The 22,203-nt window shown below is 64.9% G+C and carries 22 protein-coding genes; 14 read left to right on the top strand and 8 right to left on the bottom strand.

Annotated elements, in window-relative coordinates:
* Position 1 precedes the first annotated feature (1 nt).
* Entirely contained in the window at positions 2–517 is a 516-nt protein-coding gene (gene sodC / locus HU738_RS12630) for a superoxide dismutase family protein (RefSeq protein ID WP_186602640.1), read from the bottom strand.
* A 127-nt stretch (positions 518–644) separates the two neighbouring features.
* Between sodC and HU738_RS12625 the strand changes: the two genes are divergently transcribed.
* The 5 genes from HU738_RS12625 (at position 645) to HU738_RS12605 (ending at position 4,860) form a co-directional block, all read left to right on the top strand.
* Positions 645–1,508, top strand: a complete 864-nt coding sequence (locus HU738_RS12625; protein ID WP_176506681.1) for a LysR family transcriptional regulator — start codon at positions 645–647, stop codon at positions 1,506–1,508.
* Positions 1,509–1,607: 99 nt separating this feature from the next.
* A complete protein-coding gene (locus HU738_RS12620) occupies positions 1,608–2,525 on the top strand; it encodes an AEC family transporter (protein WP_186602641.1) in 918 nt (305 codons plus the stop codon).
* Between the two features lie 48 nt (positions 2,526–2,573).
* Positions 2,574–3,185, top strand: coding sequence for a cell wall hydrolase (locus HU738_RS12615; RefSeq protein ID WP_186602643.1), 612 nt, complete (start codon positions 2,574–2,576; stop codon positions 3,183–3,185).
* A 165-nt stretch (positions 3,186–3,350) separates the two neighbouring features.
* Positions 3,351–4,202, top strand: coding sequence for a CAP domain-containing protein (locus HU738_RS12610; RefSeq protein ID WP_186602645.1), 852 nt, complete (start codon positions 3,351–3,353; stop codon positions 4,200–4,202).
* A gap of 46 nt (positions 4,203–4,248) precedes the next feature.
* Complete coding sequence (locus HU738_RS12605; RefSeq protein WP_186602646.1) at positions 4,249–4,860, top strand: LysE family translocator; 612 nt, start codon at positions 4,249–4,251, stop codon at positions 4,858–4,860.
* Between the two features lie 3 nt (positions 4,861–4,863).
* Here HU738_RS12605 and HU738_RS12600 read toward each other — a convergent pair whose 3' ends face one another.
* Positions 4,864–6,063, bottom strand: coding sequence for an MFS transporter (locus HU738_RS12600; RefSeq protein ID WP_186602648.1), 1,200 nt, complete (start codon positions 6,061–6,063; stop codon positions 4,864–4,866).
* Between the two features lie 113 nt (positions 6,064–6,176).
* Positions 6,177–7,076: a LysR family transcriptional regulator gene (locus HU738_RS12595; RefSeq protein ID WP_186602651.1), complete on the bottom strand. Its 900-nt coding sequence runs from the start codon at positions 7,074–7,076 to the stop codon at positions 6,177–6,179.
* Between the two features lie 118 nt (positions 7,077–7,194).
* Between HU738_RS12595 and HU738_RS12590 the strand changes: the two genes are divergently transcribed.
* The 3 genes from HU738_RS12590 (at position 7,195) to HU738_RS12580 (ending at position 11,564) form a co-directional block, all read left to right on the top strand.
* A complete protein-coding gene (locus HU738_RS12590; RefSeq protein ID WP_186602653.1) occupies positions 7,195–7,548 on the top strand; it encodes a cupin domain-containing protein in 354 nt (117 codons plus the stop codon).
* A gap of 218 nt (positions 7,549–7,766) precedes the next feature.
* Positions 7,767–10,184, top strand: a complete 2,418-nt coding sequence (locus HU738_RS12585; RefSeq protein WP_186602655.1) for a glucose/quinate/shikimate family membrane-bound PQQ-dependent dehydrogenase — start codon at positions 7,767–7,769, stop codon at positions 10,182–10,184.
* Between the two features lie 111 nt (positions 10,185–10,295).
* On the top strand, positions 10,296–11,564 hold the full coding sequence (locus HU738_RS12580) for a carbohydrate porin (protein WP_186602656.1): 1,269 nt from the start codon (positions 10,296–10,298) through the stop codon (positions 11,562–11,564).
* A gap of 82 nt (positions 11,565–11,646) precedes the next feature.
* On the opposite strand, the gene argE is transcribed toward HU738_RS12580, so the two are convergent.
* Positions 11,647–12,807, bottom strand: coding sequence for an acetylornithine deacetylase (argE, locus tag HU738_RS12575; protein WP_186602658.1), 1,161 nt, complete (start codon positions 12,805–12,807; stop codon positions 11,647–11,649).
* Positions 12,800–13,477, bottom strand: a complete 678-nt coding sequence (locus HU738_RS12570; protein ID WP_186602661.1) for a DUF1028 domain-containing protein — start codon at positions 13,475–13,477, stop codon at positions 12,800–12,802. The genes argE and HU738_RS12570 overlap by 8 nt, the downstream gene beginning before the upstream one ends.
* Before the next feature lie 293 nt (positions 13,478–13,770).
* On the opposite strand from HU738_RS12570, the gene HU738_RS12565 reads away from it, so the two are divergent.
* On the top strand, positions 13,771–15,087 hold the full coding sequence (locus tag HU738_RS12565; RefSeq protein WP_186602663.1) for a flavin-containing monooxygenase: 1,317 nt from the start codon (positions 13,771–13,773) through the stop codon (positions 15,085–15,087).
* Complete coding sequence (locus HU738_RS12560; RefSeq protein ID WP_186602665.1) at positions 15,087–15,503, top strand: RidA family protein; 417 nt, start codon at positions 15,087–15,089, stop codon at positions 15,501–15,503. Before HU738_RS12565 ends, HU738_RS12560 begins: the two co-directional genes overlap by 1 nt.
* A gap of 104 nt (positions 15,504–15,607) precedes the next feature.
* Here HU738_RS12560 and HU738_RS12555 read toward each other — a convergent pair whose 3' ends face one another.
* Both HU738_RS12555 and HU738_RS12550 read right to left on the bottom strand, forming a co-directional pair.
* Complete coding sequence (locus HU738_RS12555) at positions 15,608–16,513, bottom strand: LysR family transcriptional regulator (protein WP_176506696.1); 906 nt, start codon at positions 16,511–16,513, stop codon at positions 15,608–15,610.
* A gap of 140 nt (positions 16,514–16,653) precedes the next feature.
* Positions 16,654–17,574 (bottom strand): LysR substrate-binding domain-containing protein, encoded by a 921-nt coding sequence (locus tag HU738_RS12550; RefSeq protein WP_176506697.1) that lies wholly within the window; start codon positions 17,572–17,574, stop codon positions 16,654–16,656.
* Positions 17,575–17,723: 149 nt separating this feature from the next.
* Here HU738_RS12550 and HU738_RS12545 point away from each other — a divergent pair, with 149 nt between their 5' ends.
* From HU738_RS12545 to HU738_RS12530, 4 genes are all read left to right on the top strand, one after another.
* A complete protein-coding gene (locus tag HU738_RS12545; RefSeq protein WP_176506698.1) occupies positions 17,724–18,473 on the top strand; it encodes an SDR family NAD(P)-dependent oxidoreductase in 750 nt (249 codons plus the stop codon).
* Positions 18,474–18,549: 76 nt separating this feature from the next.
* A complete protein-coding gene (locus tag HU738_RS12540) occupies positions 18,550–19,848 on the top strand; it encodes an MFS transporter (protein WP_186602666.1) in 1,299 nt (432 codons plus the stop codon).
* A gap of 23 nt (positions 19,849–19,871) precedes the next feature.
* Positions 19,872–20,720 (top strand): transketolase, encoded by an 849-nt coding sequence (locus HU738_RS12535; protein WP_186602668.1) that lies wholly within the window; start codon positions 19,872–19,874, stop codon positions 20,718–20,720.
* On the top strand, positions 20,717–21,715 hold the full coding sequence (locus tag HU738_RS12530; protein WP_186602670.1) for a transketolase family protein: 999 nt from the start codon (positions 20,717–20,719) through the stop codon (positions 21,713–21,715). Before HU738_RS12535 ends, HU738_RS12530 begins: the two co-directional genes overlap by 4 nt.
* Positions 21,716–21,833: 118 nt before the next feature.
* On the opposite strand, the gene HU738_RS12525 is transcribed toward HU738_RS12530, so the two are convergent.
* Positions 21,834–22,097, bottom strand: a complete 264-nt coding sequence (locus HU738_RS12525; protein ID WP_186602672.1) for a hypothetical protein — start codon at positions 22,095–22,097, stop codon at positions 21,834–21,836.
* Positions 22,098–22,203: the final 106 nt, after the last annotated feature.

The following is a 22,203-nucleotide window of genomic DNA, read 5'->3' as shown; positions in this document are numbered from 1 at the left end:
CTTACTGAACCACCCCGCAGGCCACGCGGGCACCGCCACCGCCCAGCTTCTCGGGGTGATCACTGTGGTTATCGCCACCTGCATGCACCATCAACGCATGACCTTTGAAATCCGCGACTTTCAGGCGTGGCGCCAATACCGGGTAGATGGCCTTGCCGTCGGCACCGACATACAGCGCCGGCAGGTCACCCCGGTGGCCGCTGTCGTCATAGGGGCCCTTGTGGGCGTTGGTGGCGTCAGGGTCCCAGTGCCCGCCTGCCGCACCCGCTGGCACCGCCTTGCCGTTTTCCTCTGCCGCTGCGCATGAACCTTTCTGATGCAGGTGGAAACCGTGTACGCCCGGCGGCAGGTCCTTGAGATCCGGGGTGAGCACGGTGCCGTACTTGTTCTGCTCGATGCTGATGATCCCGATCGACTTGCCCGGGCCATCCGTCCCGGCCAGCTTCAATTCCACCGTTTGCGCGGCCTGGGCGAGACCGGCCGAGGCCAGCAACGCGGTGAAGATGACTGCTTTCATGTACGTTCTCCAGGGTTAGGGTCAGGCGGGTTTCTTACCCGCGTAACGAGTGGGACTGCGCAGCTTGCCAGCCATTCCGTTCAGCCACAGACTGAAACACTTCCCTTGCTGCCCGGAGCCCGTTCGCGTGTCCCTCAAAGCCTTGCGCACCCTGGTGACCATCGCCCGCCACGGCACCTTCGCCCGTGCCGCCGACCTGCTCAGCCTCACCCCTTCGGCCGTCAGCCTGCACATCAAGACCCTCGAGGACGAACTCAAGGTCGCACTGTTCGACCGCAGCCGCCGCCAGGTGGTACTGACCGAGGCCGGGCAACTGGCAGTGGCCAGAGCCGAACACATCCTCAGCGCCTACGACGAACTGGCCGATACCTTGGCCAGCGGCCCAAGCCTGCGTGGCCGGCTGCGCCTGGGGGCGATCCACACCGTCCTGGCGCGACGCCTGCCCAAGGCCCTGGTCTGGATCAAGGCGCATCACCCGGAACTGCACATCAGCGTCAACTCAGGGATGTCGGCGGAGCTGGCACGGCGCGTCGAAGATGGAGAACTGGATGCGGCGATCACCACGGAACCGGTCAGCCCCTACCCGCAGAGCCTGGTTTTCACGCCCCTGTTCGAAGACCGGTTCTGGGCCATCGCCAGCTCCGACCTGGCGGGCCAGAGCCTGCCACAGCTGTTGGCCAGCCAGCCGTTCCTGCGTTTCGACAAGCGTGCCTGGGCCGGGCGGCAGATCGAGCAGGAACTTCGCCGCCAACATTTGCAGGTCAGCGAACAAATGGAACTGGACAGTCAGGAAGCGCTGGCGCGCATGGCGGTGATGGGGCTGGGGGTGGCGATCATTCCCATGGCCGACGACGACTTGCAACGCTTGCCGGCGGCCACCTGCCTGCCCTTTGGCGAGCCGCAGCTGGTGCGGCGGGTGGTGTTGCTGGAACACGAGAAGAGCCAGCGGCGGCATCTGACCGCCGTGCTGAGAGCTGCGATGGACGCCTGAACGTACAGTTTTTCTCAACGATCACTGCAGAAATCAACGTTTTTCCCAATCGGTCCGCCACGCTAACCTGTGCCCGTACCCGACCACGGAATCACACCCATGCTCCACCTGCTGCTGACCACCCTGGTGCCCATCATCTTGCTGATTGCCCTGGGCACCTTCCTGCGCTTGCGCGGCTTTCTCGCCGAGTCGTTCTGGCCGGGCGCCGAACGCCTGAGCTATTTCGTGCTGCTGCCGTCACTGTTCCTGCATGGCCTGGCGACGGCCAATCTCGATGGCGTGCCGGTGCTGGGCATGGTTGGCGTACTGATGCTTTCGACCCTGCTAGGGGCCTTGCTGCTGGTGCTATACCAAGGTGCGGCCAACCACGATGGCGCTGATTTCACCTCGGTGTTCCAGGGCGGCGTGCGCTTCAACAACTACATCGGTGCCACCCTCGCCGCCGGCCTCTTTGGCAGTGCCGGGATTGCCCTGGCCGCCGTGGCCAACGCCGCCATCGTGCCCTTGGTCAATCTGCTTTGCGTGCTGGTGTTCGCCCGCTTCAGCGCACGTCACAGCTCCCCGGCGACGGTGTTGCGGGCCATCTTTGCCAACCCGTTGATCGTCGGCTGCGCCGGCGGCCTGTTGCTGCGGGCCACCGGCCTGGGCCTGCCAGCGGGCCTGGAACCCACCGTCAAGGCGCTGGGCCAGGCCGCCCTGCCCCTGGGCCTGCTGTGCGTGGGGGCGGCGCTGGGCGGTGCCAGCCTGGGCCAGCAGGCGCGGCCACTACTGGCAGCATCGGCCTTCAAGTTCCTGGTCATGCCGCTGACCACCTGGGGCCTGTGCCGCCTGCTGGGGCTGGGTGGCCAGGCGGCGGCGGTGGCCGTGTTGTTCCAGGCCTTGCCGACTGCCTCGTCGTCTTACGTGATGGCGCGGCAGATGGGCGGCAACGCACCGCTGATGGCCACCATCATCGCCTTGCAGACCGTGCTGGCCGCCGTGACCTTGCCATTGATGCTCATGCTGGCGCTGAAATGAAGCCGCTTGGCTAGACTGTGAATCAGCCCACACTTCGGATACGCGACCATGCGCCTCTACTGGACGGTGATCTGCCTGATCTTGCCCCTGCTCGCCAGCCCTTTGCATGCCGCCGAAAGTGCCAAGGCCGCCGTGGCCGAAGACAAGGCAGAGAAGCTGGAGAAAAAGGTGGTGGATGATGCCCCGCCGCCCAGAAAAACAGAAACCATCACCCCTGCCGAGGTGCAGGCAGTGGACTCGGCAGGCCAGGCGCCGCTGGACGACAGCATTACCTGCCTGGCCCGCACCCTCTACTGGGAAGCCAAGGGCGCCGACGCCCAGGACATGAGCGCAGTGGCCAGCGTGGTGCTCAACCGCTTGGGCCAGGAAGGGTTTCCCGACACCATCTGCGGCGTGGTCAAGCAAGGCGTGGAAACCAAGGCCTGCCAATTTTCCTGGTGGTGTGACGGGCGTTCCGATCAGGTCGAGGAAGCGCAGCGCTACGATGTGGCCAAGGAGATTGCGCGCAAGGCCCTGAACCAGCAGCTCAAGGACTCGACAGGAGGCGCGCTGTATTTCCATGACCGCAATGTGCACCCGGACTGGGCCAAGGCCTATCGCAAGACGGCCGAAACCCGGCACTTCCTGTTCTACAAACCGAACCAGGCGCTGGCCCGCTGACACGCAATCGCACTTTTCTGGCGTTATCCGGTCTACTCCCTCTTTTGCCGCCCGCAAGTCCTTGCTGGCGTTTTCTTTGCTTTGCACGAGACCGGGCCAAAAGCCTCGCGCTTGTGTAGGATGAGCAGCGCATACCAAGACGCTGCCAGCCACAGGGAGATCCACATGCGCGTCCTGTCATCCGTTGCCGCCTTGTCGCTGGGCCTGATCATGTCGACCGGGGCCATGGCCGCCACCGGCGAAGAGGCGCAGCTGATCGAATCGATCAATGCCTACCGCAGCCAGGCCCAGCGCTGCGGGGACGAGGTGTCGGTGGAGCTGCCGCCGCTCAACAGCGATACCCGTCTGGCACTGTCGCCGGAAGGCACCCGCGACCTGCAACAGGCCATGAGCCGCGCCGCCTACCCCATGGTCAATGTCCAGGCCATCAGCCTGTCCGGCCCACGCGATGCCCGTGCGGCCATGCACGCCATCGAAGAGAGCTTCTGCCAGGTCGTGCTCGACCCGCAGTTTGTCGATATCGGCGTCAGCCAGGAAGGCCGCGACTGGCGCATCGTGCTCGCCCGGCCCTTGCTCAGCGGGCGCCTGGGCGATTGGCAAGCCGAGGGGCAAAAGGTGCTGCAGGCCATCAATGCCGCACGCGAGGCGCCCCGCCAATGCGGTGGCCAGCCGTTCGCTGCAGCGCCAGCGCTGACCTGGAGCACGGCGCTGGCAGGCGTGGCTGCCAGCCATACGCGGGCCATGGCCAACCAGAATTTCTTCGACCATATCGACAAGGACGGGCGCACCCCCGGTGACCGGGCGGAGCTGGCCGGCTACCTGTACCAGCAGATCGGCGAAGACATCGCCGCCGGGCGCGACACCGCGCAGAAGGTGGTGGATGGCTGGCTCGACAGCCCCGGCCACTGTGCCACCCTGATGAACCCGGATTTCCGCGAAATGGGTGCGGCCTATGCGGTCGACCCGAAGAGCGATGCGGGTATCTACTGGACCGGCCTGTTCGGCACGCCGCAATGACCGCCACGCCGGATCAACACACACGTGAACAGATGAGGCGCACACCATGGCGTTGAATACCTGGCTCCTCTACCTGCTGGCCAGCATCGGCCTGTCGCTGACGCCCGGCCCGAACAGCCTGCTGGCCCTGACCCACGGCGCGCTGTATGGGGCGCGCCGGACGCTGTTCACCATCGTCGGCGGGGTGTTCGGCTTCAGTGCACTGATAGCCCTGGCGATGTTCGGGTTGACCGCGCTGCTGCAGACGTCAGCCTCGGTACTGACCGTGCTCAAGTGGGTCGGTGGCGCCTATCTGGTGTGGCTGGGCATCCAGCTGTGGCGCAGCCCTGGCTTGCAGCTGGAGGTGACCGAGCGTACTGCCCGCCCGAGCAACCTGGGAATGTTCCGCCAAGGCCTGCTGTCGGCGATTGCCAACCCCAAGGTCCTGTTGTTCTACGGCGCTTTCCTGCCGCAGTTCATCGAGCCCCAGCGTGGGTTGTTGCTGCAGTTCGTGATCATGGCGGCGACCTTTGCCAGCGTGGAATGCGGGGTCGAATACGTACTGGCGCGCCTGGCCTTTCGTATCCGGCCGTGGCTGGCCAAAAGCGGCAAGGGGTTCAATCGCTGTTGCGCGAGCCTGTTCGCCCTGATTGGCGTCGCCTTGCCGCTGGGCCGGTAGTGCTCAAGCGCGCCGCGAAACCAGCAGGAAGACCAGCAGAGCCAAGCCGGGCAACGCTGCACCCACCAGCGCCACACCGTGCCAGCCGTACTGGGCAAACACCGCGCTGGCCACCGCCGAACCCACTGCCCCGCCCAGGAAGATGCTGGTCATGTACAGCGCATTCAGCCGCCCGCGGCTGGCCGGGTCCAGGGCATAGACCTCACGCTGGCCGATGACCATGTTCATCTGCACGGCAAAATCCAGCAGCACCCCGGTCAGCCCCAGGCCGATCACGCTGTAGCCAGGTGTGGTCAAGCCCACCAGCAGCGCCAGGGGCGCCAGCACCAGGGCCAGCAACGAACCGGCACGGGCATGGCCGGCGTCGGCCAGGCGTCCAGCCATCGGTGCGGCGATGGCGCCGACCGCGCCAACCAGGGCGAACAAGGCGATCTGGCTTTGGGACAGGCCATGCTCGCTGGCCAGGGCCAACGGTACTGCGGTCCAGTAGAGGCTGAACGCCGCAAACATCAACGCCTGATACAACGAGCGCTGACGCAGCACCGGGTATTGGCGCAGCAGGGCGACCAGCGACACCATCAGCCCGGCATAACTGGCCTTGTGCTCAGGTGTCCGGCGCGGCAGGGTCAACGCCAACAACAGGATGATGGCCAACATCAGGCCAGCGGCGCCGATGAACACCGTGCGCCAGCCAAAATGGTCGGCGACCAGGCTCGACAACGGCCGTGCCAGCAAAATGCCCAGCAGCAGGCCACCCATGATGTTGCCGACCACCCGCCCGCGCTCTTGCTCAGGCGCAAGGTGAGCGGCCAACGGAATGAGCATCTGCACAGCCACCGAACTGAAACCGATCAGCAAGGCATACATCAGGAACAGTTGCCCCTGCCCGCTGCTGCTGGTCCCTGCCAGCAACAGGCTGACGCAGGCCAGCACGGCAGTGGTGATCATCAACCGGCGGTTTTCCACCAGGTCGGCCAGTGGCACCAGCAACAAAAGGCCCAGCGCATAGCCCAGTTGGGTCAACGACACGATCAGGCTGGCGCGCTCGGTAGACAGGCCCAGGTCCGGGGCGATCAGCCCAACGATGGGCTGCGCGTAATAGATATTGGCGACGATCGCGCCGCAGCAGAACGCCAGCAGCGCGACCAGGGCACGGCTCAGGCCGGCATGGGCTGGCTGGGCAGCAGCAAGGGAGGGATTCATGCGAGGCACCTCGGCATCGGGTTGGAATATGCCAGGCACCTTACCGAGCGCTTGCCTGCGAGAGAATCCGGCCCCGGCGCAACGAGGCTTTGCGCCAGGCGCAACGGTAGGGATCAGGGCTTGAGCAGGCCTTCGCAAAAGCCGATGAATGCGTTGACCCGCCGTGAGCCGCGATGGTTGGGCAAGTACAGGGCATTGATGCTGTCGTTGGCCGTGCCGGGGCTCGCCTGCCAGTCCGCAAACAGCCGCTGCAGGCGCCCGGCCGCGACGTCCTCGCGCACCAGCCAGTCGGCCAGCAAGGCAATGCCGCTGCCGGCCAGCGCCGCTTCGCGCAACAGGTCGGCGTTGGCACTGCGCAGCGGCCCGCTCACTTCCAGTTCCAGCACCTCGTCGGCCCGCTGCAGGCGCCAGGCGCGCGCCTTCTGCCCGTAGCGAAAACGCAGGCAGGCCTGCCGCAGCAGTTGCTCGGGGTGCAGCAACGCATCACCCCTGGCCAGGTAGTCGGGGCTTGCCACCAGCCAGCGCTGGAAGCGGCCAAGTTGCCGACACACCAGCTCGCCGTTTGGCGACGGGTCGCCGAGGCGAATGGACAGATCGTAGCGGCCATCGAGCAGGTCATCGAGCCGGTCGCTCATGTCGATGTCCAGCTCCAGCGACGGGTGACGGGCGAGGAATGGCCCCAGGTGCGGTGCGATCACGCGTCGGCCGAACTCGACCGGCAGGCACAGGCGCAGCACACCGACCGGCTCATCGCCTCGGTCGGCGACGCTGGCGTCGGCCTCATCCAGCGCGTCGAAGATGTCCCTCGCCCTCGCGTAATAACGTGCACCGGCTTCGGTCAGGCTGACCTGCCGTGTGGAGCGGTTGAGCAAGGTCGTGCCGAGCTCCGACTCCAAAGCATCAACCAGACGCGTCACCGACGAGGTAGCGACGCCGAGCCTGCGCGCTGCCGCAGAAAAGCCCTGGGCATCGACTGTTGCGGTAAACATCTTCATCGCCAGGAGCTTGTCCATAGCTACTCCAGTTTTCGAATTTCGGAACACTCCTACAATCGGCAAGGCGGGTCAAGAAGCGCACAACAGAGCGATCAGGTCCATAGTGGAAGCACCTCCGTCAGTGCGAGAACCGCCCATGCCCATTGCCAACCTGCTCAATGCCCTGCCCCATTGCGACCCCGCCGCCGCCGAGCGGGTCGATGTATTGCTGCAACGCCCTGGGCTGCGCATCGAACGCATCGTCTCTTGCGGCCAGGCCAGCCCGCACGGCTTCTGGTACGACCAGGCCGAAAGCGAATGGATCCTGCTGTTGACCGGCAGCGCCGGGCTGCGCCTTGAGTGCGAGAACTACTCCCGTTTGCTGCTGCCGGGTGATTGCCTCGACATTCCGGCGCATTGTCGGCATCGGGTGGAATGGACTGCCCAAGGGCAACCGACCGTCTGGCTTGCCGTATTTCAGGGTATCGACACGCCATGGCCACCTCATTGAGAGTCCCCATCGCCTGGCGCAGGCGTCCAGCTCATCAAAATTTACAGAGGGTTTAAACGCCGCGTTTACTGCAATTTTCAACGCGTGATCTACACTTTTAGCCACATCTTTGCATGTTCAGCCCTGCGACAATCAGCCTCATTAAATTATGTACCAACTTGTTAATTAGCAAGCTAAGGGCTTAAACTGCGCTCATTCCACCTGCTGAGATCCCTGGCATGAACGAAACACCGCGCGCCTCTGGCGCCACAACCATCATCCTGGTCGGCTTGGGCGTGATCGTCGCCCTGCTCGGCCTGCTCCTGGCCGCTGGCGGCGTCAAGCTCGCCGGCCTGGGCGGTTCCTGGTACTTCCTGATCGGCGGCCTGGCCATGGCCATCGCCGGTATTCTCATCGCTCGCCGCAAGCCGGCCGGCGCCTGGCTGTACGCGGCGTTTCTGGTCGGTACCGTGGTCTGGGCACTGATCGACGCCGGCCTGGTGTTCTGGCCACTGTTCTCGCGCCTGTTCATGTTCGGCGCAATCGGCATGGTGGTGGCGCTGGTCTACCCGATGCTCGCCCGCGCCAATGGCGCCAGCGCCGGCCGGGGTGCATACGGCATCGCCGGTGTGCTGGCCGTGCTGCTGGTGATCGCCGCAGGCAACATGTTCGTCGCCCACCCAAGCGTTGCCCCCACCGGCAAAGGCCCGGGCATCACCCCGGTCGAGGCCGGCAAGGAGCAGAAGGACTGGGCCCACTACGGCAACACCGAAGGGGGCAGCCGCTTCGCCGCGCTGGACCAGATCAACCGCGACAACGTCAACAAGCTCAAGGTGGCCTGGACCTACCACACCGGTGACGTCGCCATCAGTGACGGCAACGGCGCCGAAGACCAGCTGACCCCGCTGCAGATCGGCAACAAGGTGTTCATCTGCACCCCGCACAACAACCTGATCGCCCTCGACGCCGACACCGGCAAAGAGCTGTGGAAGAACGCGATCAACGCTCAGTCCAAGGTCTGGCAGCGTTGCCGTGGCATGGCGTACTTCGACGCCACCGCCGCGATCGCCCAGCCGACCCAGCCGAACAGTTCGCCGATCCCTGTCGCTAGCGTGCCGGCCGGTGCCAACTGCCAGCGTCGCCTGCTGACCAACACCATCGACGGCCGCCTGATCGCCGTTGACGCCGATAACGGCCAGTTCTGCCAAGGCTTCGGCAACAACGGCCAGGTCGACCTGAAGGCCGGCCTGGGTGACGTACCGGACTCCTACTACCAGCTGTCCTCCGCACCGTTGATGGCCGGCACCACCGTGGTGGTTGGTGGCCGTGTCGCCGACAACGTCCAGACCGACATGCCTGGCGGCGTGATCCGCGGTTTCGACGTGATCACCGGGGAAATGCGCTGGGCCTTCGACCCGGGCAACCCGGAAGACCGCAAGGCGCCGGCCGATGGCCGCACCTATGTGCGCAGCACGCCGAACAGCTGGGCGCCGATGTCCTACGACCCGGCGATGAACACCGTGTTCCTGCCGATGGGCTCGTCGTCCACCGACATCTATGGGGTTGAGCGCAGCAAGCTGGACCACACCTACGGCGCTTCCGTACTGGCCCTGGACGCCACCACCGGCAACCAGAAGTGGGTATTCCAGACCGTGCACAACGACCTCTGGGACTTCGACCTGCCGATGCAGCCGAGCCTGATCGACTTCACCAAGGAGGACGGCAAATCCGTGCCTGCGGTGGTGATCGGCACCAAGGCCGGGCAGATCTACGTGCTCGACCGCGCCACCGGCAAGCCGCTGACCCAGGTCGACGAGGTACCGGTCAAGGCAAGCAACATCCCCAACGAGCCGTATTCCCCGACCCAGCCGAAATCGGTAGGCATGCCGCAGATCGGCGCGCAGACCCTGACCGAGTCGGACATGTGGGGTGCCACACCGTATGACCAACTGCTGTGCCGTATCGACTTCAAGAAGATGCGCTACGACGGCCTGTACACTGCGCCGGGTACCGACCTGTCGCTGAGCTTCCCGGGTTCGCTGGGCGGCATGAACTGGGGCAGCCTGTCCACCGACCCGGTGCATGGCTTCATCTTCGTCAACGACATGCGCCTGGGCCTGTGGATCCAGATGATCCCGTCGCAGAACAAGGGCGACGCTGCCTCCGGCGGTGAAGCACTGAACACCGGCATGGGCGCCGTACCGCTCAAGGGCACCCCGTACGCGGTGAACAAGAACCGCTTCCTGTCGGTAGCCGGCATCCCATGCCAGGCCCCGCCATTCGGCACCCTGACCGCCATCGACATGAAGACCCGCCAGATTGCCTGGCAGGTACCGGTCGGCACCGTGGAAGACACCGGCCCCCTGGGCATCCGCATGCACCTGCCGATCAAGATTGGCCTGCCGACTCTTGGCGGCACCCTGTCGACCCAAGGCGGCCTGGTGTTCATCGCTGGCACCCAGGACTTCTACCTGCGCGCCTACGACAGCAGCAACGGTAACGAGATCTGGAAAGCCCGCCTGCCGGTAGGCAGCCAGGGTGGCCCGATGACCTACGTTTCGCCGAAGACCGGCAAGCAGTACGTGGTGATCACCGCTGGCGGTGCACGCCAGTCGACTGATCGTGGCGACTACGTGATTTCTTACGCCCTGCCGTAAGGCCGCGTCGCTGCATTCGCGGGCAAGCCCGCTCCCACAGGGTCTGCGCTGATCCTGATGAGAGCGGGCTTGATCGCGAATGGCCTCCCGAAAACAACACGAGACACAGCAATGCCATCCGCTATCCGCATTACCCCAACCCTGCTTCTGGCACTGGCCAGCACCCCTGCCCTGGCCGACGGCGACCTGCTCAACCGCAGCACCATGACCGGTGACTGGGGCGGCCTGCGTCACCAGCTCGAAGAAGACGGTGTCAAACTCACCGGCGACTACAGCGGTGAAACCGCCTACAACGCCAACGGCGGCCTGCACCGCTCGGCGCGCTACTCGCAGAACATCAAGCTCGGCGCACAGTTCGACCTGTCGAAACTGTACGGCCTGGAAAACGGCGGCAAGGTCCAGCTGACCATCAACGACCGCCGCGGCAATAGCGCCTCGGAAGACCTGGTCGGCAACCGCCTGCCGATTCAGGAAAACTACGGCGGCCTGTACACCCGTCTGACCGAACTGAGCTACGAGCGCACCCTGTTCACCCCAGCACTCAACGTCAAGCTCGGCTACATGGCCATGGGCAACGACCTCGGCGGCCTCGACAGCGGCATCCTGTGCAACTTCATGAATGCCGGCTTCTGCGGCCACCCGTTGAACATGTCCGGTGGCAGCGGCTGGACCAACTACCCCAACGCCCACCTCGGCGTGCGCGTGAAGTACGACCTGTCGCCGTCCTGGCAGCTGCGCGTGGCGGCGTTCAACGTCGACCCGGAAAGCAACGGCAACTCCAGCCGCGCCTGGCACCTGGGGCCCAAGCACACCACCGGTACCGTGGTGCCGGTGGAGCTGGTGTACAAGCTGCAGGGCGAACTGCCGGGTGAGTACAAGCTGGGCTACTACTACGACAGCTCCGACGTGAAGCGCGTCGACAGCAGCAAGGAAGTGTCCGGCCGCGGCGGCCACTACCTGTTGGTCGACCAGGCGGTGTGGAACGATGCCGGCTCGCCGGGGCGCAGCCTGCACGCGTTCGGCCAGTATTCGGCAGCGAGCGAGGCCGCCTCGCCATTCACCAAGTGGTATGGCGCCGGTGTGGTGCTGTACAAGCCGTTCGAAGGCCGCCCGCGCGACACCCTGGCCCTGGGCTATGGCCGCGCCGTGCCGAATCCGCGTAGCCGCGATGTGCTGGAAGACGCCGCATTCAATGCCGGGCAGCAGTTCCCCAACATCGACAATGCCGAGCAGTTGATCGAACTGAGCTATGGCTACCAGGCTACGCCATGGCTCAACCTGCGCCCGGATGTGCAGTACATCATCGAGCCAGGAGCGTTCTCGGGCAAAGACATCGACAACGCGCTGGTGGTTGGCCTGCAGGTCAAGGCGACCTTCTGACATCGCCGGGCCGCGCTGCGGCCCTTTCGCGGATCAATCCGCTCCTACAGGAGCGGATTGATCCGCGAAGAAGCCCATACCGTCATTCCTGCCTGAGGTAATCCACCAACCTCAACAACATCGCATCACAACCCTCAAGCTGTTCGACACTGACGAACTCATCCGGCTTGTGCCCCTGGTCCATGCTACCCGGCCCACACACCACGGTCGGTATCCCCGCCTGGTCGAACAGCCCACCCTCGGTGCCGAACGCCACGGTACCGAAATCCTCCGAGCCACTGAGCAATGCCACCAATCGCGCGGCCTCGCTGTCGGCGGGCGTGGCCAGCCCTGGATACGCACTCAACGGTTGCAGGCGAATCGCACTGGCCGCATTGACCTTGCGCATGCGTGGCAGCAACTCGGCCTCGGCGTAGGTCTGCAGCTGGTCGGCCACCGCCTGTGCTTCGAACCCCGGCAGCGCGCGCACCTCGAAATCGAACGTACACTCCTCCGGCACGATGTTCAGCGCCCTGCCCCCGTTGATCACCCCGGTCTGCACCGTGGAGAACGGCGGGTCGAAGCGCTCGTCGTGATGCGCCGGCAATGCCAGCGCATCACCGATCTCGCCCAGCTTGCCGATCAGCTTCGCGGCGTACTCGATGGCATTCACCCCGTAAGGTGCGTACGCCGAGTGACACGCCGCGCCATGCACCTCACAGCGCATCGCCAGCTTGCCCTTGTGGCCCAGCACCGGCTTCAGCTCGGTAGGCTCGCCGATCAGGCACAAGCGCGGTTTGTGCGGGCGCTGTTCCAGTGCAGCAAGCATGGAGCGCACGCCCAGGCAGCCGACTTCCTCGTCATAGGAAAACGCCAGGTGCACCGGCATGCGCAGCGGTTGCGCCAGGAACGCCGGCACTGCCGCCAGCACCGAGGCGATGAAGCCTTTCATGTCAGCGGTGCCACGGCCATACAGGCGCCCGTCGCGCTCGGTCAGGGCAAAGGCCGGCAGCGTCCAGGCCTGGCCGTCCACCGGCACCACGTCAGTGTGCCCGGACAAGACCACTCCGCCGACGTCCTTGGGGCCGATCGTGGCGAACAGGTTGGCCTTGGTGCCTTCCGGGTTGTGGAACAGCTCGCACTCCACCCCCAGCCCGGCCAGGTAGTCGCGGATGAAAGCGATCAGCTCAAGGTTGGAGTCGCGGCTGACCGTGGCAAAGCCGATCAGCCGTTCCAGCAAGGCGCGGCTGCTGACTTCACTCATCGCCCGGCACCCCGTAGCTGGGGGCCGCGGTCGGGTCGAGTGCGCGGGTGACGTAGTCCTGCATCTGCGGGCGGTACGCCTGCCACAGGCCGTCGAGCACGCCGATCGGGTCTTCATCGGCCCAGTCCACACGCAGGTCCACCAGCGGCCAGGTCAATTCACCGGCAATCTTCAGCGCCGCCGAATGCACCGGGCCGGCTTCACCGCCCGCCGCCATCGCCGCATGCATGGCTGCCAACAGGCGGTCGGCCAGATGCCCGCCTGCCTGTTCAAAGGCCTGCACCATGGCTTCGATCACCTGCTGCGAGGACAACAGGTTGCCAGCGGCCGCGCACTGCTCACCGGCCACAGCGTGATGCACGCCCAACGCTTCCTTGCCGGTGAACAGTGCCACCTGGCCCTGGCTGTCGATCACCGTGACCTGGCGATACTCGCTCCAGCCATTGGCGCTCAACACCCGGTCCAGTGCGGCGGCAGGCGGCAACTGGCCCTGCTCCAGGGCATCGAGGATTTGCGGGCCGAGGGCCGGCAAGGTGATGTTCTGGGTGGACACAGCACCGACGCCTGCCCGTACCCATGGGCAGCGGGCGCCCACGGCGATGCTCGACGAACTGATGGCGATACCGACCTGGCCGGTTTCCTGGCAGCGACCGATGATGGAGAAAGTCATGGTGGAGCTCCTGTTGTTCTGTGCGATGCCCGGCATTCTGGGCGGAACCTTCAGGGCCACGAAACCAACATTTTCCTGTGCCTTGAACAGGAAAAAACTAAGGCCGGCCCACAGCGCTCGGAAAGCCCGCAGAGCCCTGGCCGAGCCCAGGCAAGACACGGCCTTCGCCGTTTTATCGGCAAGCCCCAGCTAAATACTATTTTCGCGATTTTCCAGGCATCCCTAGTCTGGCCCCAGGCAACGGCGGTCCTCCAAACCGACCTGACAAAAACCGCCTGAAAAAGGGCTCGGACATGACACTGAACAACATCGAAATCGACACCCTCGTGGTGGGCGCCGGCCAGGCCGGCGTTGCAATGAGTGAACACTTGAGCAAGCTTGGCGTGCCGCACCTGGTGCTGGAGCGCAAGCGCATTGCCGAGGCCTGGCGCACCGGCCGCTGGGATTCCCTGGTAGCCAACGGCCCGGTCTGGCACGACCGCTTCCCTGGGCTGGAATTCAGCCTCGACGCCGATGCCTTCGCCGGCAAGGACCAGGTCGCCGACTACTTCGAGCAGTACGTACGCAAGTACAACCTGCCGGTACGCACCGGCATCGAAGTCAAGAAGGTGGTACGCAACGCCGACCGCCCTGGCTTCACCATCGAGACCAACGAAGGCGTGATCCGCGCCAACCGCGTGGTAGCTGCCACCGGCCCGTTCCAGAAACCGGTGATCCCGGCGATCGCGCCGAAAGATCCCAACCTGCACCAGATCCACTCCGCCGCCTACTACAACCCCGAGCAGCTGCCTGACGGCGCCGTGCTGGTGGTGGGCGCTGGTTCCTCCGGCGTGCAGATTGCCGAAGAGCTGATGCGTGCCGGGCGCCAGGTGTACCTGTCGGTCGGTGCCCACGACCGCCCGCCGCGATCCTACCGCAACCGCGACTTCTGCTGGTGGCTGGGCGTGCTCGGCGAATGGGACGCGGAAATCGCCAAGCCGGGCCGCGAGCATGTGACCATCGCCGTCAGCGGCGCCCGTGGCGGCCACACCGTGGACTTCCGCGCCCTCGCCCACCAGGGCATGACCCTGGTCGGCCTGACCCAGTCGTTCGAAAACGGCGTAGCCCACTTCCAGGACAACCTGGTCGACAACATCAACCGCGGCGACGAGAACTACCTGGCCTTGCTGGATGCCGCCGATGCCTACATCGAGCGCAACGGCCTGGACCTGCCGGAAGAACCCGAAGCGCGCAAGCGCCTGGCCGACCCCGACTGCATGGTCAACCCGCTGCAGCAACTGGACCTGGCCCAGGCCGGCGTCACCAGCATCATCTGGGCCACCGGCTACGGCGTGGACTTCAGCTGGTTGCAGGTCGACACCTTCGACGCCAACGGCAAGCCCCAGCACCAGCGTGGCGTAGCCCGCGAGCCGGGCGTGTACTTCCTCGGCCTGCCCTGGCTGTCGCGCCGCGGCTCGTCGTTCATCTGGGGCGTTTGGCATGACGCCAAGCACGTCGCCGGCCACATCGCCACGCAACGCACCTACCTGGCCTACCGCGACCGCGAGCAGCGCAAAGCGGATGAACAAGCAAACCCGATCAGCAACGTCAGCACCTTTGGAGCCCACTGATGCCTACCCATACTCGCATCCGCATGTTCAACACCAAGGAAACCTACCCCAACCAGACCCTGGACAACGACCTGTGCCAGGCGGTGCGGGCCGGTAACACGATCTATGTGCGCGGCCAGGTTGGTACCGATTTCGAAGGCAAACTGGTGGGCCTGGGTGACCCGCGGGCACAGGCCGAGCAGGCGATGAAGAACGTCAAGCAGCTGCTCGAAGAAGCCGGCTCCGACCTCTCGCACATCGTCAAGACCACCACCTACATCACTGACCCCCGCTTCCGTGAGCCGGTGTACAGGGAAGTCGGCAAGTGGCTCAAGGGAGTGTTCCCGATCTCCACCGGGCTGGTGGTGGCCGGCTTGGCCCAAGCCGAGTGGCTGATGGAAATCGACGTGATTGCAGTGGTGCCGGATCAGCAGTGATCCGTTTGAGATAGCTGGGGGCGCGCTGCGCCCCTTTCGCGGGTAAACCCGCTCCTACAGGCCTGCGCTGAACCTGTGGGAGCGGTTTTACCCGCGACGCTTTTTCAGAACCTGGCCAGTTCTTCGCGGCAGAACTCGACGAACAACTGCGCGGGCTTGGTCAGTTGCACCCGCTTCAGGTGCGCAGCCGCCAGCCCCGACAACGCCACCGGCTCGGCGATGTCGATCATCACCAGCTTCTGCCCGTCGTAGGTGCATTCCGAATGCGGCCGGGTCACCAGCAGCGAAAAGCCGAAGCCCTGCCCCACCATCCCGCGCACCATCTCGATCGACGGCGAACTGAAGACGATGTTCGGCGTCAGGCCCATTTCATTGAACAGGCTGACGAAGTAGGTCCGGCTTGGCGCCACGTCCAGCAAGATCATCGGCTCAGGGCACAGATCACGCAGCGAAACCTGCGCCTGGCCGGCGAAGCGGTGCTTCTCGGGCAACAGCACATAAGGCTTCTGCGGCGGCATCAACGGTTCGGCCTCGATGGTGCCGTCCAGGTCGTGGTCGTAGAGAAAGGCGAGGTCGAAGGTGCCGGCAGTCAGGCCCTGGATCAGGTCCTGCTGCTCGCCATCGCGCAAGCGAATGTCCACGCCCGGATAGCGTTCGCGGAAGCCGGCGATCAGCCGCGGCAGGTACAGCGGCGCTACGGTTTCAAAGCAGCCGATGTCGATCTGCCCGGCCACCGTGTCGTTGTCGGCCAGGGCGTTCTGCTCGAACTCATGGGCCATCTGCAGCAATGACTTGGTCTTGGCATAGAAGCGCTTGCCACTGGGGGTCAGCGACACGCCCTGGGCGTGGTGGCGGATGAACAGCTGCACACCGAAGCTTTCTTCCAGGCTCTTGATCGCCGTAGAGATCGATGGCTGGGCGATGTACAGCTGGCGCGAGGCCTCGGCAACGCTGCCGGCCTCGACGGTGGTGACGAAATACTTCAGTTGTCGCAGGGTGTAGGAAGCCACAGGCACCTCGGTGGCGCCGTTCGCGGGCGCCTTGGAATTTTCCTGTCACTTTACCTTGTGGCCTGATTCAGCGGGCTGCCGGTGATGAAGGATTTGCCTAAGGCTTGAACATAGTTTTCGTATGTTGCCGGTACGGGCAATCAATAACTGAAATCATGCCCCAACTGCCCCTGCATCCATGCCAGAAACCGCCTCACCCGCGGCAGCTCGGCATGCCCCCGCGGAAACACCAGGTGATGGGCACTGACCGGGCTTGCCTGCTCGGCGCCGAACACCGGTACCAGTTGCCCACGCGCCACATAGTCCTGCGCCAGCAGCGAACTTTCCAGAATGAACCCGTAGCCATGGCTGGCTGCCTCCAGGCTCATGTACGAGCGGTCGAAGCTCAAGGCAAACGGTGCCTGTGGCAGCGATACGCCCTGCTGGGCGAACCACAACGGCCATTGCACCAGCGCCGACTCGGAGAGGATCAGGTTCTGCCCCAGCAAGTCGGCTGGCTGGTCAATCGGCTGGCGTGCCAGCAGCGCCGGCGACGCCAGCACCGTGGCGCGCTCATGGCGGATGGTGCGTACCTCCAGGCTCGGCCAGTTGGGGTAGCCATGGCGGATATCGACGTCGATCTGGTGGCGGCCAAAGTGCAGCGATTCATAGGAGCACGACAGGTTGATCTGGATATCCGGGTGGCTGGCGCGAAACTGCTCCAGCCGCGGCAACAGCCAGAGCAGGCCGAAGCTCGGCGCCGAATGCAGGCGCAGGCAGTCGAAGCCGACCGCGCTACCGGCCCGCTCGGTGGCGGTGGCCAGGCTTTGCAAGATGCCGGAAACCTCGCGCAGGTACTGATCCCCCGCCGCCGTCAAGGTCACCCCCTTGGCCGTGCGCAGGAACAACGGCCGGCCGATCAGTGCCTCCAGGTTGGCGATCTGGTGGCTGACCGCCGAAGGGGTCAAGTTGAGCTGCTCAGCGGCGCGCGCGACGTTACCAAACCGTGCGGCCTGTTCGAAGGCCTGAATCGCTTTCAGCGGCGGCAGTTGCAAGGGCTTCTTGCCCGGATCGTGATTCATCGTATTCCTTGGGTGTCACGGGCCTCGAACGCGATCACGCCCTGCCCTGTGCTGAATTTTTTTCAGCATAGGCTGAAGCGCACTGCGTTGCCCAGCCCTCGTCCGGATACCAAGCTGTGCCCACAACAACAAACATCCGGAGTACACCCATGCTGCTCGAAGGTAAAATCGCAATCGTCACCGGCGCCGCCTCTGCCCGCGGTATCGGCCGCGCCACCGCCCAGGCCTTTGCCGCCCACGGCGCCAAGGTGGCCATCCTCGACCTCGACCTGCAAGCCGCCCGCGACGCCGCCGCGCAGCTGGGCGATGGCCACCTGGGTCTGGCCGCCAACGTCGCCGACGAAGCCCAGGTGCGTGATGCGGTGGCCGAGGTCCTGGCGCATTTCGGTCGCATCGATGTGCTGGTCAACAACGCGGGTATCACCCAACCGGTGAAAACCCTGGACATCACCGGCAAGGACTATGACCGCATCCTCGACGTAAATTTGCGCGGCACGCTGCTGATGTCCCAGGCCGTGATCCCGTCCATGCGTGCCCAGCGCTCAGGCAGTATCGTCTGCATGTCGTCAGTGTCGGCGCAGCGTGGCGGCGGCATCTTCGGCGGCCCGCACTACAGCGCCGCAAAGGCCGCCGTGCTGGGGCTGGGCAAGGCCATGGCCCGCGAACTGGGGCCGGACAATGTGCGGGTCAACGCCATCACGCCCGGCCTGATCCATACCGACATCACCGGCGGCCTGATGCAGGACGAGCGCCGCCACGCCATCATCGACGGTATCCCCCTGGGCCGCTTGGGCGAGGCCCGCGACGTGGCCAACGCCGCCCTGTTCCTGGCCAGCGACCTTTCCAGCTATCTCACCGGCATCACGCTGGACGTCAACGGGGGCATGCTGATTCACTGAGGCCCCCACGCACTCTGTATCGCATCTGAGCCTCGCCACGGCAGGGCAATCGATAACAACAAGAGATCAGATCGACATGACCACCCTAACCCTCGACGCGGCCACGGCCGCGCGCAGCAATGCCTATCGCAAGACGGCCTGGCGGCTTATGCCCTTTCTCATGCTGTGCTACCTGTGCGCCTATCTCGACCGGGTCAACGTCGGCTTCGCCAAGCTGCAGATGATGGATGACCTGGCCCTGTCCGAAGCGGTCTACGGCCTGGGCGCCGGGATGTTCTTCATCGGCTACTTCATCTGCGAAGTGCCGAGCAACATCATCCTGCACAAGGTCGGCGCACGGCGCTGGATCGCCCGCATCATGATTACCTGGGGCCTGATTTCGGCGCTGTTCGCCTTCGTCGAGACAGCCTGGCAGTTATATGTGCTGCGCTTCTTCCTCGGCGTCGCCGAAGCAGGGCTGGCACCCGGCCTGCTGCTGTACCTGACCTACTGGTTCCCGTCGTACCGGCGGGCGAAGATGACCGCCCTGTGGTTCATCGCCATCCCGCTCTCGGGCATGGTCGGCGGGCCACTGTCGGGCTGGATCATGGAGCGTTTCGCCGGCATGCACGGCTGGGCCGGCTGGCAGTGGATGTTCGTGCTCGAGGCGGTGCCGACCGTGCTGGTAGGCATCCTGGTGCTCAGTTACCTCAAGGATGGCGTGCACCAGGCGCACTGGCTCAACGACGAGGAAAAGGCCCTGCTGCGCAAGGAGCTGGCCGAGGACGAGCAGCACAAGGTGCAGCATGGCTCGGTGGCCGACTTCATCCGCGACCGCCGCCTGTGGCTGCTGGCCGGCATCTACTTCTGCGTGGTCATGGGCCAGTACGCGATCACCTTCTGGTTGCCGACCCTGGTGCGCAATGCCGGCGTCGCCGACCCGCTGCACATCGGCTTGCTGACCAGCCTGCCCTACCTCTGCGCCATCGGCGCCATGCTGCTGGCCGGGCGCAGCGGTGACCGCCACCGCGAACGGCGCTGGCACCTGGCGATCCCGATGCTGGCCGGGGCCCTGGGCCTGACCCTGGCGGCAGCGTTCGCCAGCCACCTGAGCCTGTCGATCCTCAGCCTGTGCCTGGCGGCGTCCGGCATCCTCTCGGCCTCGTCGCTGTTCTGGATGCTGCCGACCACGCTGCTTGGGGGGGTGTCGGCCGCCGCCGGCATCGCCGCAGTCAACAGCTTCGCCAACCTGGCCGGGTTCTGCTCACCCTTCCTGATCGGCTGGGTCACCAGCACCCTCGGTAACAACGCCATCGGCATGTACCTGATCACCGCCGTGCTGATCGTCGGTGCAGCACTGGTGTTCCGCGTGCCGGCGAGCCTGGTCAACCGTTAATTTCCCTCGTAAGGAGCTACCCCATGAATGCCGTACCCGCTACCCCGGGTGCGCGGCCTCTGGCTGCGCGCGCCTACAACATCCGCCGTAACGCCCTGCGCATGGGCCAGGTCCAGGGCCAGGGCTATATCGGCCAAGCCCTTGGGGCCGCCGACTTGCTGGCCGTGGCCTACTGCCACGCCCTGCGCCTGGACCCGGCCAACCCCGAGTGGGAACAGCGCGACCGTTTCTACCTGTCCATCGGCCACTACGCCATCGCCCTGTACGCCGCGCTGATCGAAGCCGGGGTAATCGCCGCGGATGAACTAGAAAGCTATGGATGCGACGACAGCCGCCTGCCGATGTCCGGTATGGCCGCCTATACCCCCGGCATGGAAATCACCGGCGGCTCGCTCGGCCATGGCCTGGGCATTGCCGTGGGCGCCTGCCTGGGCCTCAAGCGCAAGGGTTCGACCAGCTGGGTCTATAACCTGCTGTCCGATGGCGAACTGAACGAAGGCTCGACCTGGGAAGCGGCGATGTCCGCCAGCCACTGGCAGCTGGACAACCTGATCGCCATCATCGACGTCAACAACCAGCAGGCCGACGGCCATTCCAGTGAAATCCTCGCCTTCGAACCCATCGTCGACCGCTGGCAGGCCTTCGGTTGGTTCGTGCAACGGGTCGACGGCAATGACCTCGACGCCCTGGTCAAGGCGTTCGACCTGGCCCGCGCCCATACCGGCGCGCAACCGCGGGTGATCGTCTGCGACACGCGCATGGGCAAAGGCGTGCCCTTCCTCGAAAACCGCGACAAGACTCACTTCATCCGTGTCGACGAACACGAATGGGACCTCGCCCTGCAAGCACTGGACGCCGGGAGCCGCGCATGAACAACCCGACCGTAGCAGCAAAACGCCTTACCACCTCGGCGATGATCGCCTCGATTGCCGCCGAAGGCCAACCGACTCGCCCTGCGCCGTTCGGCCATGCCCTCGCCAGGCTGGCCGAGCAGCGCCACGACATCGTCGGGCTGAGCGCCGACCTGTCCAAATACACTGACCTGCATATATTCGCCAAAGCCCACCCGGAGCGCTTCTACCAGATGGGCATGGCCGAACAGCTGCTGATGAGCGCCGCAGCCGGTATGGCCCGCGAAGGCTTCACCCCGTTCGCCACCACCTATGCGGTGTTTGCCTCGCGGCGCGCCTACGACTTCATCTGCATGGCCATTGCCGAAGAAAACCTCAACGTCAAGATCGTCTGCGCACTGCCCGGTCTGACCACTGGTTATGGCCCCAGCCACCAGGCCACCGACGACCTGGCGATCATGCGCGCCATGCCCAACCTGATGGTGATCGACCCTTGCGACGCCCTGGAGATCGAACAGGCGGTACCGGCCATCGCCGCCCATCAGGGCCCGGTGTACATGCGCCTGCTGCGCGGCAACGTGCCCTTGGTGCTGGACCGCTACGACTACCGCTTCCAGCTGGGCAAGGCCCAGGTGGTACGCGGTGGCCATGACGTGCTGGTGATTGCCAGCGGGCTGATGACCATGCGCGCTCTGGAGGCCGCCGAACAGCTGCACAAGGATGGCGTGGATGTGTCGGTGCTGCATGTGCCGACCATCAAGCCGCTGGACGAAGCGACGATCCTGGCCGAGGCCCGCAAGCCGGGGCGGCTGGTGGTGACGGCGGAGAACCACTCGATCATCGGCGGGCTGGGTGAAGCGGTGGCCGGCGTGCTGCTGCGCAATGGCGTGACCCCGACCTTCCGCCAGATCGCCCTGCCGGACGCGTTCCTCGATGCCGGGGCGTTGCCGACCTTGCATGACCGCTATGGCATCTCCACCGAGGCGGTGGCGCGGCAGATCAAGGGCTGGCTGTAAGCAGCAAAGTCCCAGTCGCCGGCTTCCCGGTGACTGGGACATTTCAGTCAACACACTGCTGTAGTCGCAGAACTGCACACCAACGTGCCGAGGCCCATAACCCTATTTTCGATCGTCGTCACTCGAAGGGGATGTCGGCGACTACACAATCATCGCCAATCAACCTGTACCCGTGCTCGCACGGCATTCCTACTACCGGGGCAACGCCGCGTTTCTTTCGGGATAGTTTTTCCATCGCATCAGCATCCCTGCCATCGACGGCATCCGCCTGGAATGTTTTCAAATCGTCGATCTGGCTGCCGCCGTCACTGGTATTCAACTGCTGTTGTGCTTGCGCGAGGCCCGCAGCGAGCAGAAGTACAACCATGGCCCTGAACTTCATGTGCATCACTCCTTGCTGAGATGGGGTTGCTCGCCAAGGCTATCGCCGAGCAACCTATGCCCCCATCTGGAAATGCAGCAACGTAAAGGAGCCGGGCCAGGCCTCG

It is taken from the genome of Pseudomonas vlassakiae (assembly GCF_014269035.2).
Classification (GTDB): Bacteria; Pseudomonadota; Gammaproteobacteria; order Pseudomonadales; family Pseudomonadaceae; genus Aquipseudomonas; species Aquipseudomonas vlassakiae.
Note: the sequence above shows the minus strand (reverse complement) of the source record. Positions and strands in the feature narration are given on the sequence as shown.

Excerpts from the sequence above, each read along its gene's own strand:
- sodC (WP_186602640.1), bottom strand. The coding sequence starts at position 517 with ATGAAAGCAGTCATCTTCACCGCGTTGCTGGCCTCGGCCGGTCTCGCC.
- HU738_RS12620 (WP_186602641.1), top strand. The coding sequence starts at position 1,608 with ATGCTCCACCTGCTGCTGACCACCCTGGTGCCCATCATCTTGCTGATT.
- HU738_RS12615 (WP_186602643.1), top strand. The coding sequence starts at position 2,574 with ATGCGCCTCTACTGGACGGTGATCTGCCTGATCTTGCCCCTGCTCGCC.
- HU738_RS12610 (WP_186602645.1), top strand. The coding sequence starts at position 3,351 with ATGCGCGTCCTGTCATCCGTTGCCGCCTTGTCGCTGGGCCTGATCATG.
- HU738_RS12605 (WP_186602646.1), top strand. The coding sequence starts at position 4,249 with ATGGCGTTGAATACCTGGCTCCTCTACCTGCTGGCCAGCATCGGCCTG.
- HU738_RS12600 (WP_186602648.1), bottom strand. The coding sequence starts at position 6,063 with ATGAATCCCTCCCTTGCTGCTGCCCAGCCAGCCCATGCCGGCCTGAGC.
- HU738_RS12595 (WP_186602651.1), bottom strand. The coding sequence starts at position 7,076 with ATGGACAAGCTCCTGGCGATGAAGATGTTTACCGCAACAGTCGATGCC.
- HU738_RS12590 (WP_186602653.1), top strand. The coding sequence starts at position 7,195 with ATGCCCATTGCCAACCTGCTCAATGCCCTGCCCCATTGCGACCCCGCC.
- HU738_RS12585 (WP_186602655.1), top strand. The coding sequence starts at position 7,767 with ATGAACGAAACACCGCGCGCCTCTGGCGCCACAACCATCATCCTGGTC.
- HU738_RS12580 (WP_186602656.1), top strand. The coding sequence starts at position 10,296 with ATGCCATCCGCTATCCGCATTACCCCAACCCTGCTTCTGGCACTGGCC.
- argE (WP_186602658.1), bottom strand. The coding sequence starts at position 12,807 with ATGAGTGAAGTCAGCAGCCGCGCCTTGCTGGAACGGCTGATCGGCTTT.
- HU738_RS12570 (WP_186602661.1), bottom strand. The coding sequence starts at position 13,477 with ATGACTTTCTCCATCATCGGTCGCTGCCAGGAAACCGGCCAGGTCGGT.
- HU738_RS12565 (WP_186602663.1), top strand. The coding sequence starts at position 13,771 with ATGACACTGAACAACATCGAAATCGACACCCTCGTGGTGGGCGCCGGC.
- HU738_RS12560 (WP_186602665.1), top strand. The coding sequence starts at position 15,087 with ATGCCTACCCATACTCGCATCCGCATGTTCAACACCAAGGAAACCTAC.
- HU738_RS12550 (WP_176506697.1), bottom strand. The coding sequence starts at position 17,574 with ATGAATCACGATCCGGGCAAGAAGCCCTTGCAACTGCCGCCGCTGAAA.
- HU738_RS12545 (WP_176506698.1), top strand. The coding sequence starts at position 17,724 with ATGCTGCTCGAAGGTAAAATCGCAATCGTCACCGGCGCCGCCTCTGCC.
- HU738_RS12540 (WP_186602666.1), top strand. The coding sequence starts at position 18,550 with ATGACCACCCTAACCCTCGACGCGGCCACGGCCGCGCGCAGCAATGCC.
- HU738_RS12535 (WP_186602668.1), top strand. The coding sequence starts at position 19,872 with ATGAATGCCGTACCCGCTACCCCGGGTGCGCGGCCTCTGGCTGCGCGC.
- HU738_RS12530 (WP_186602670.1), top strand. The coding sequence starts at position 20,717 with ATGAACAACCCGACCGTAGCAGCAAAACGCCTTACCACCTCGGCGATG.
- HU738_RS12525 (WP_186602672.1), bottom strand. The coding sequence starts at position 22,097 with ATGAAGTTCAGGGCCATGGTTGTACTTCTGCTCGCTGCGGGCCTCGCG.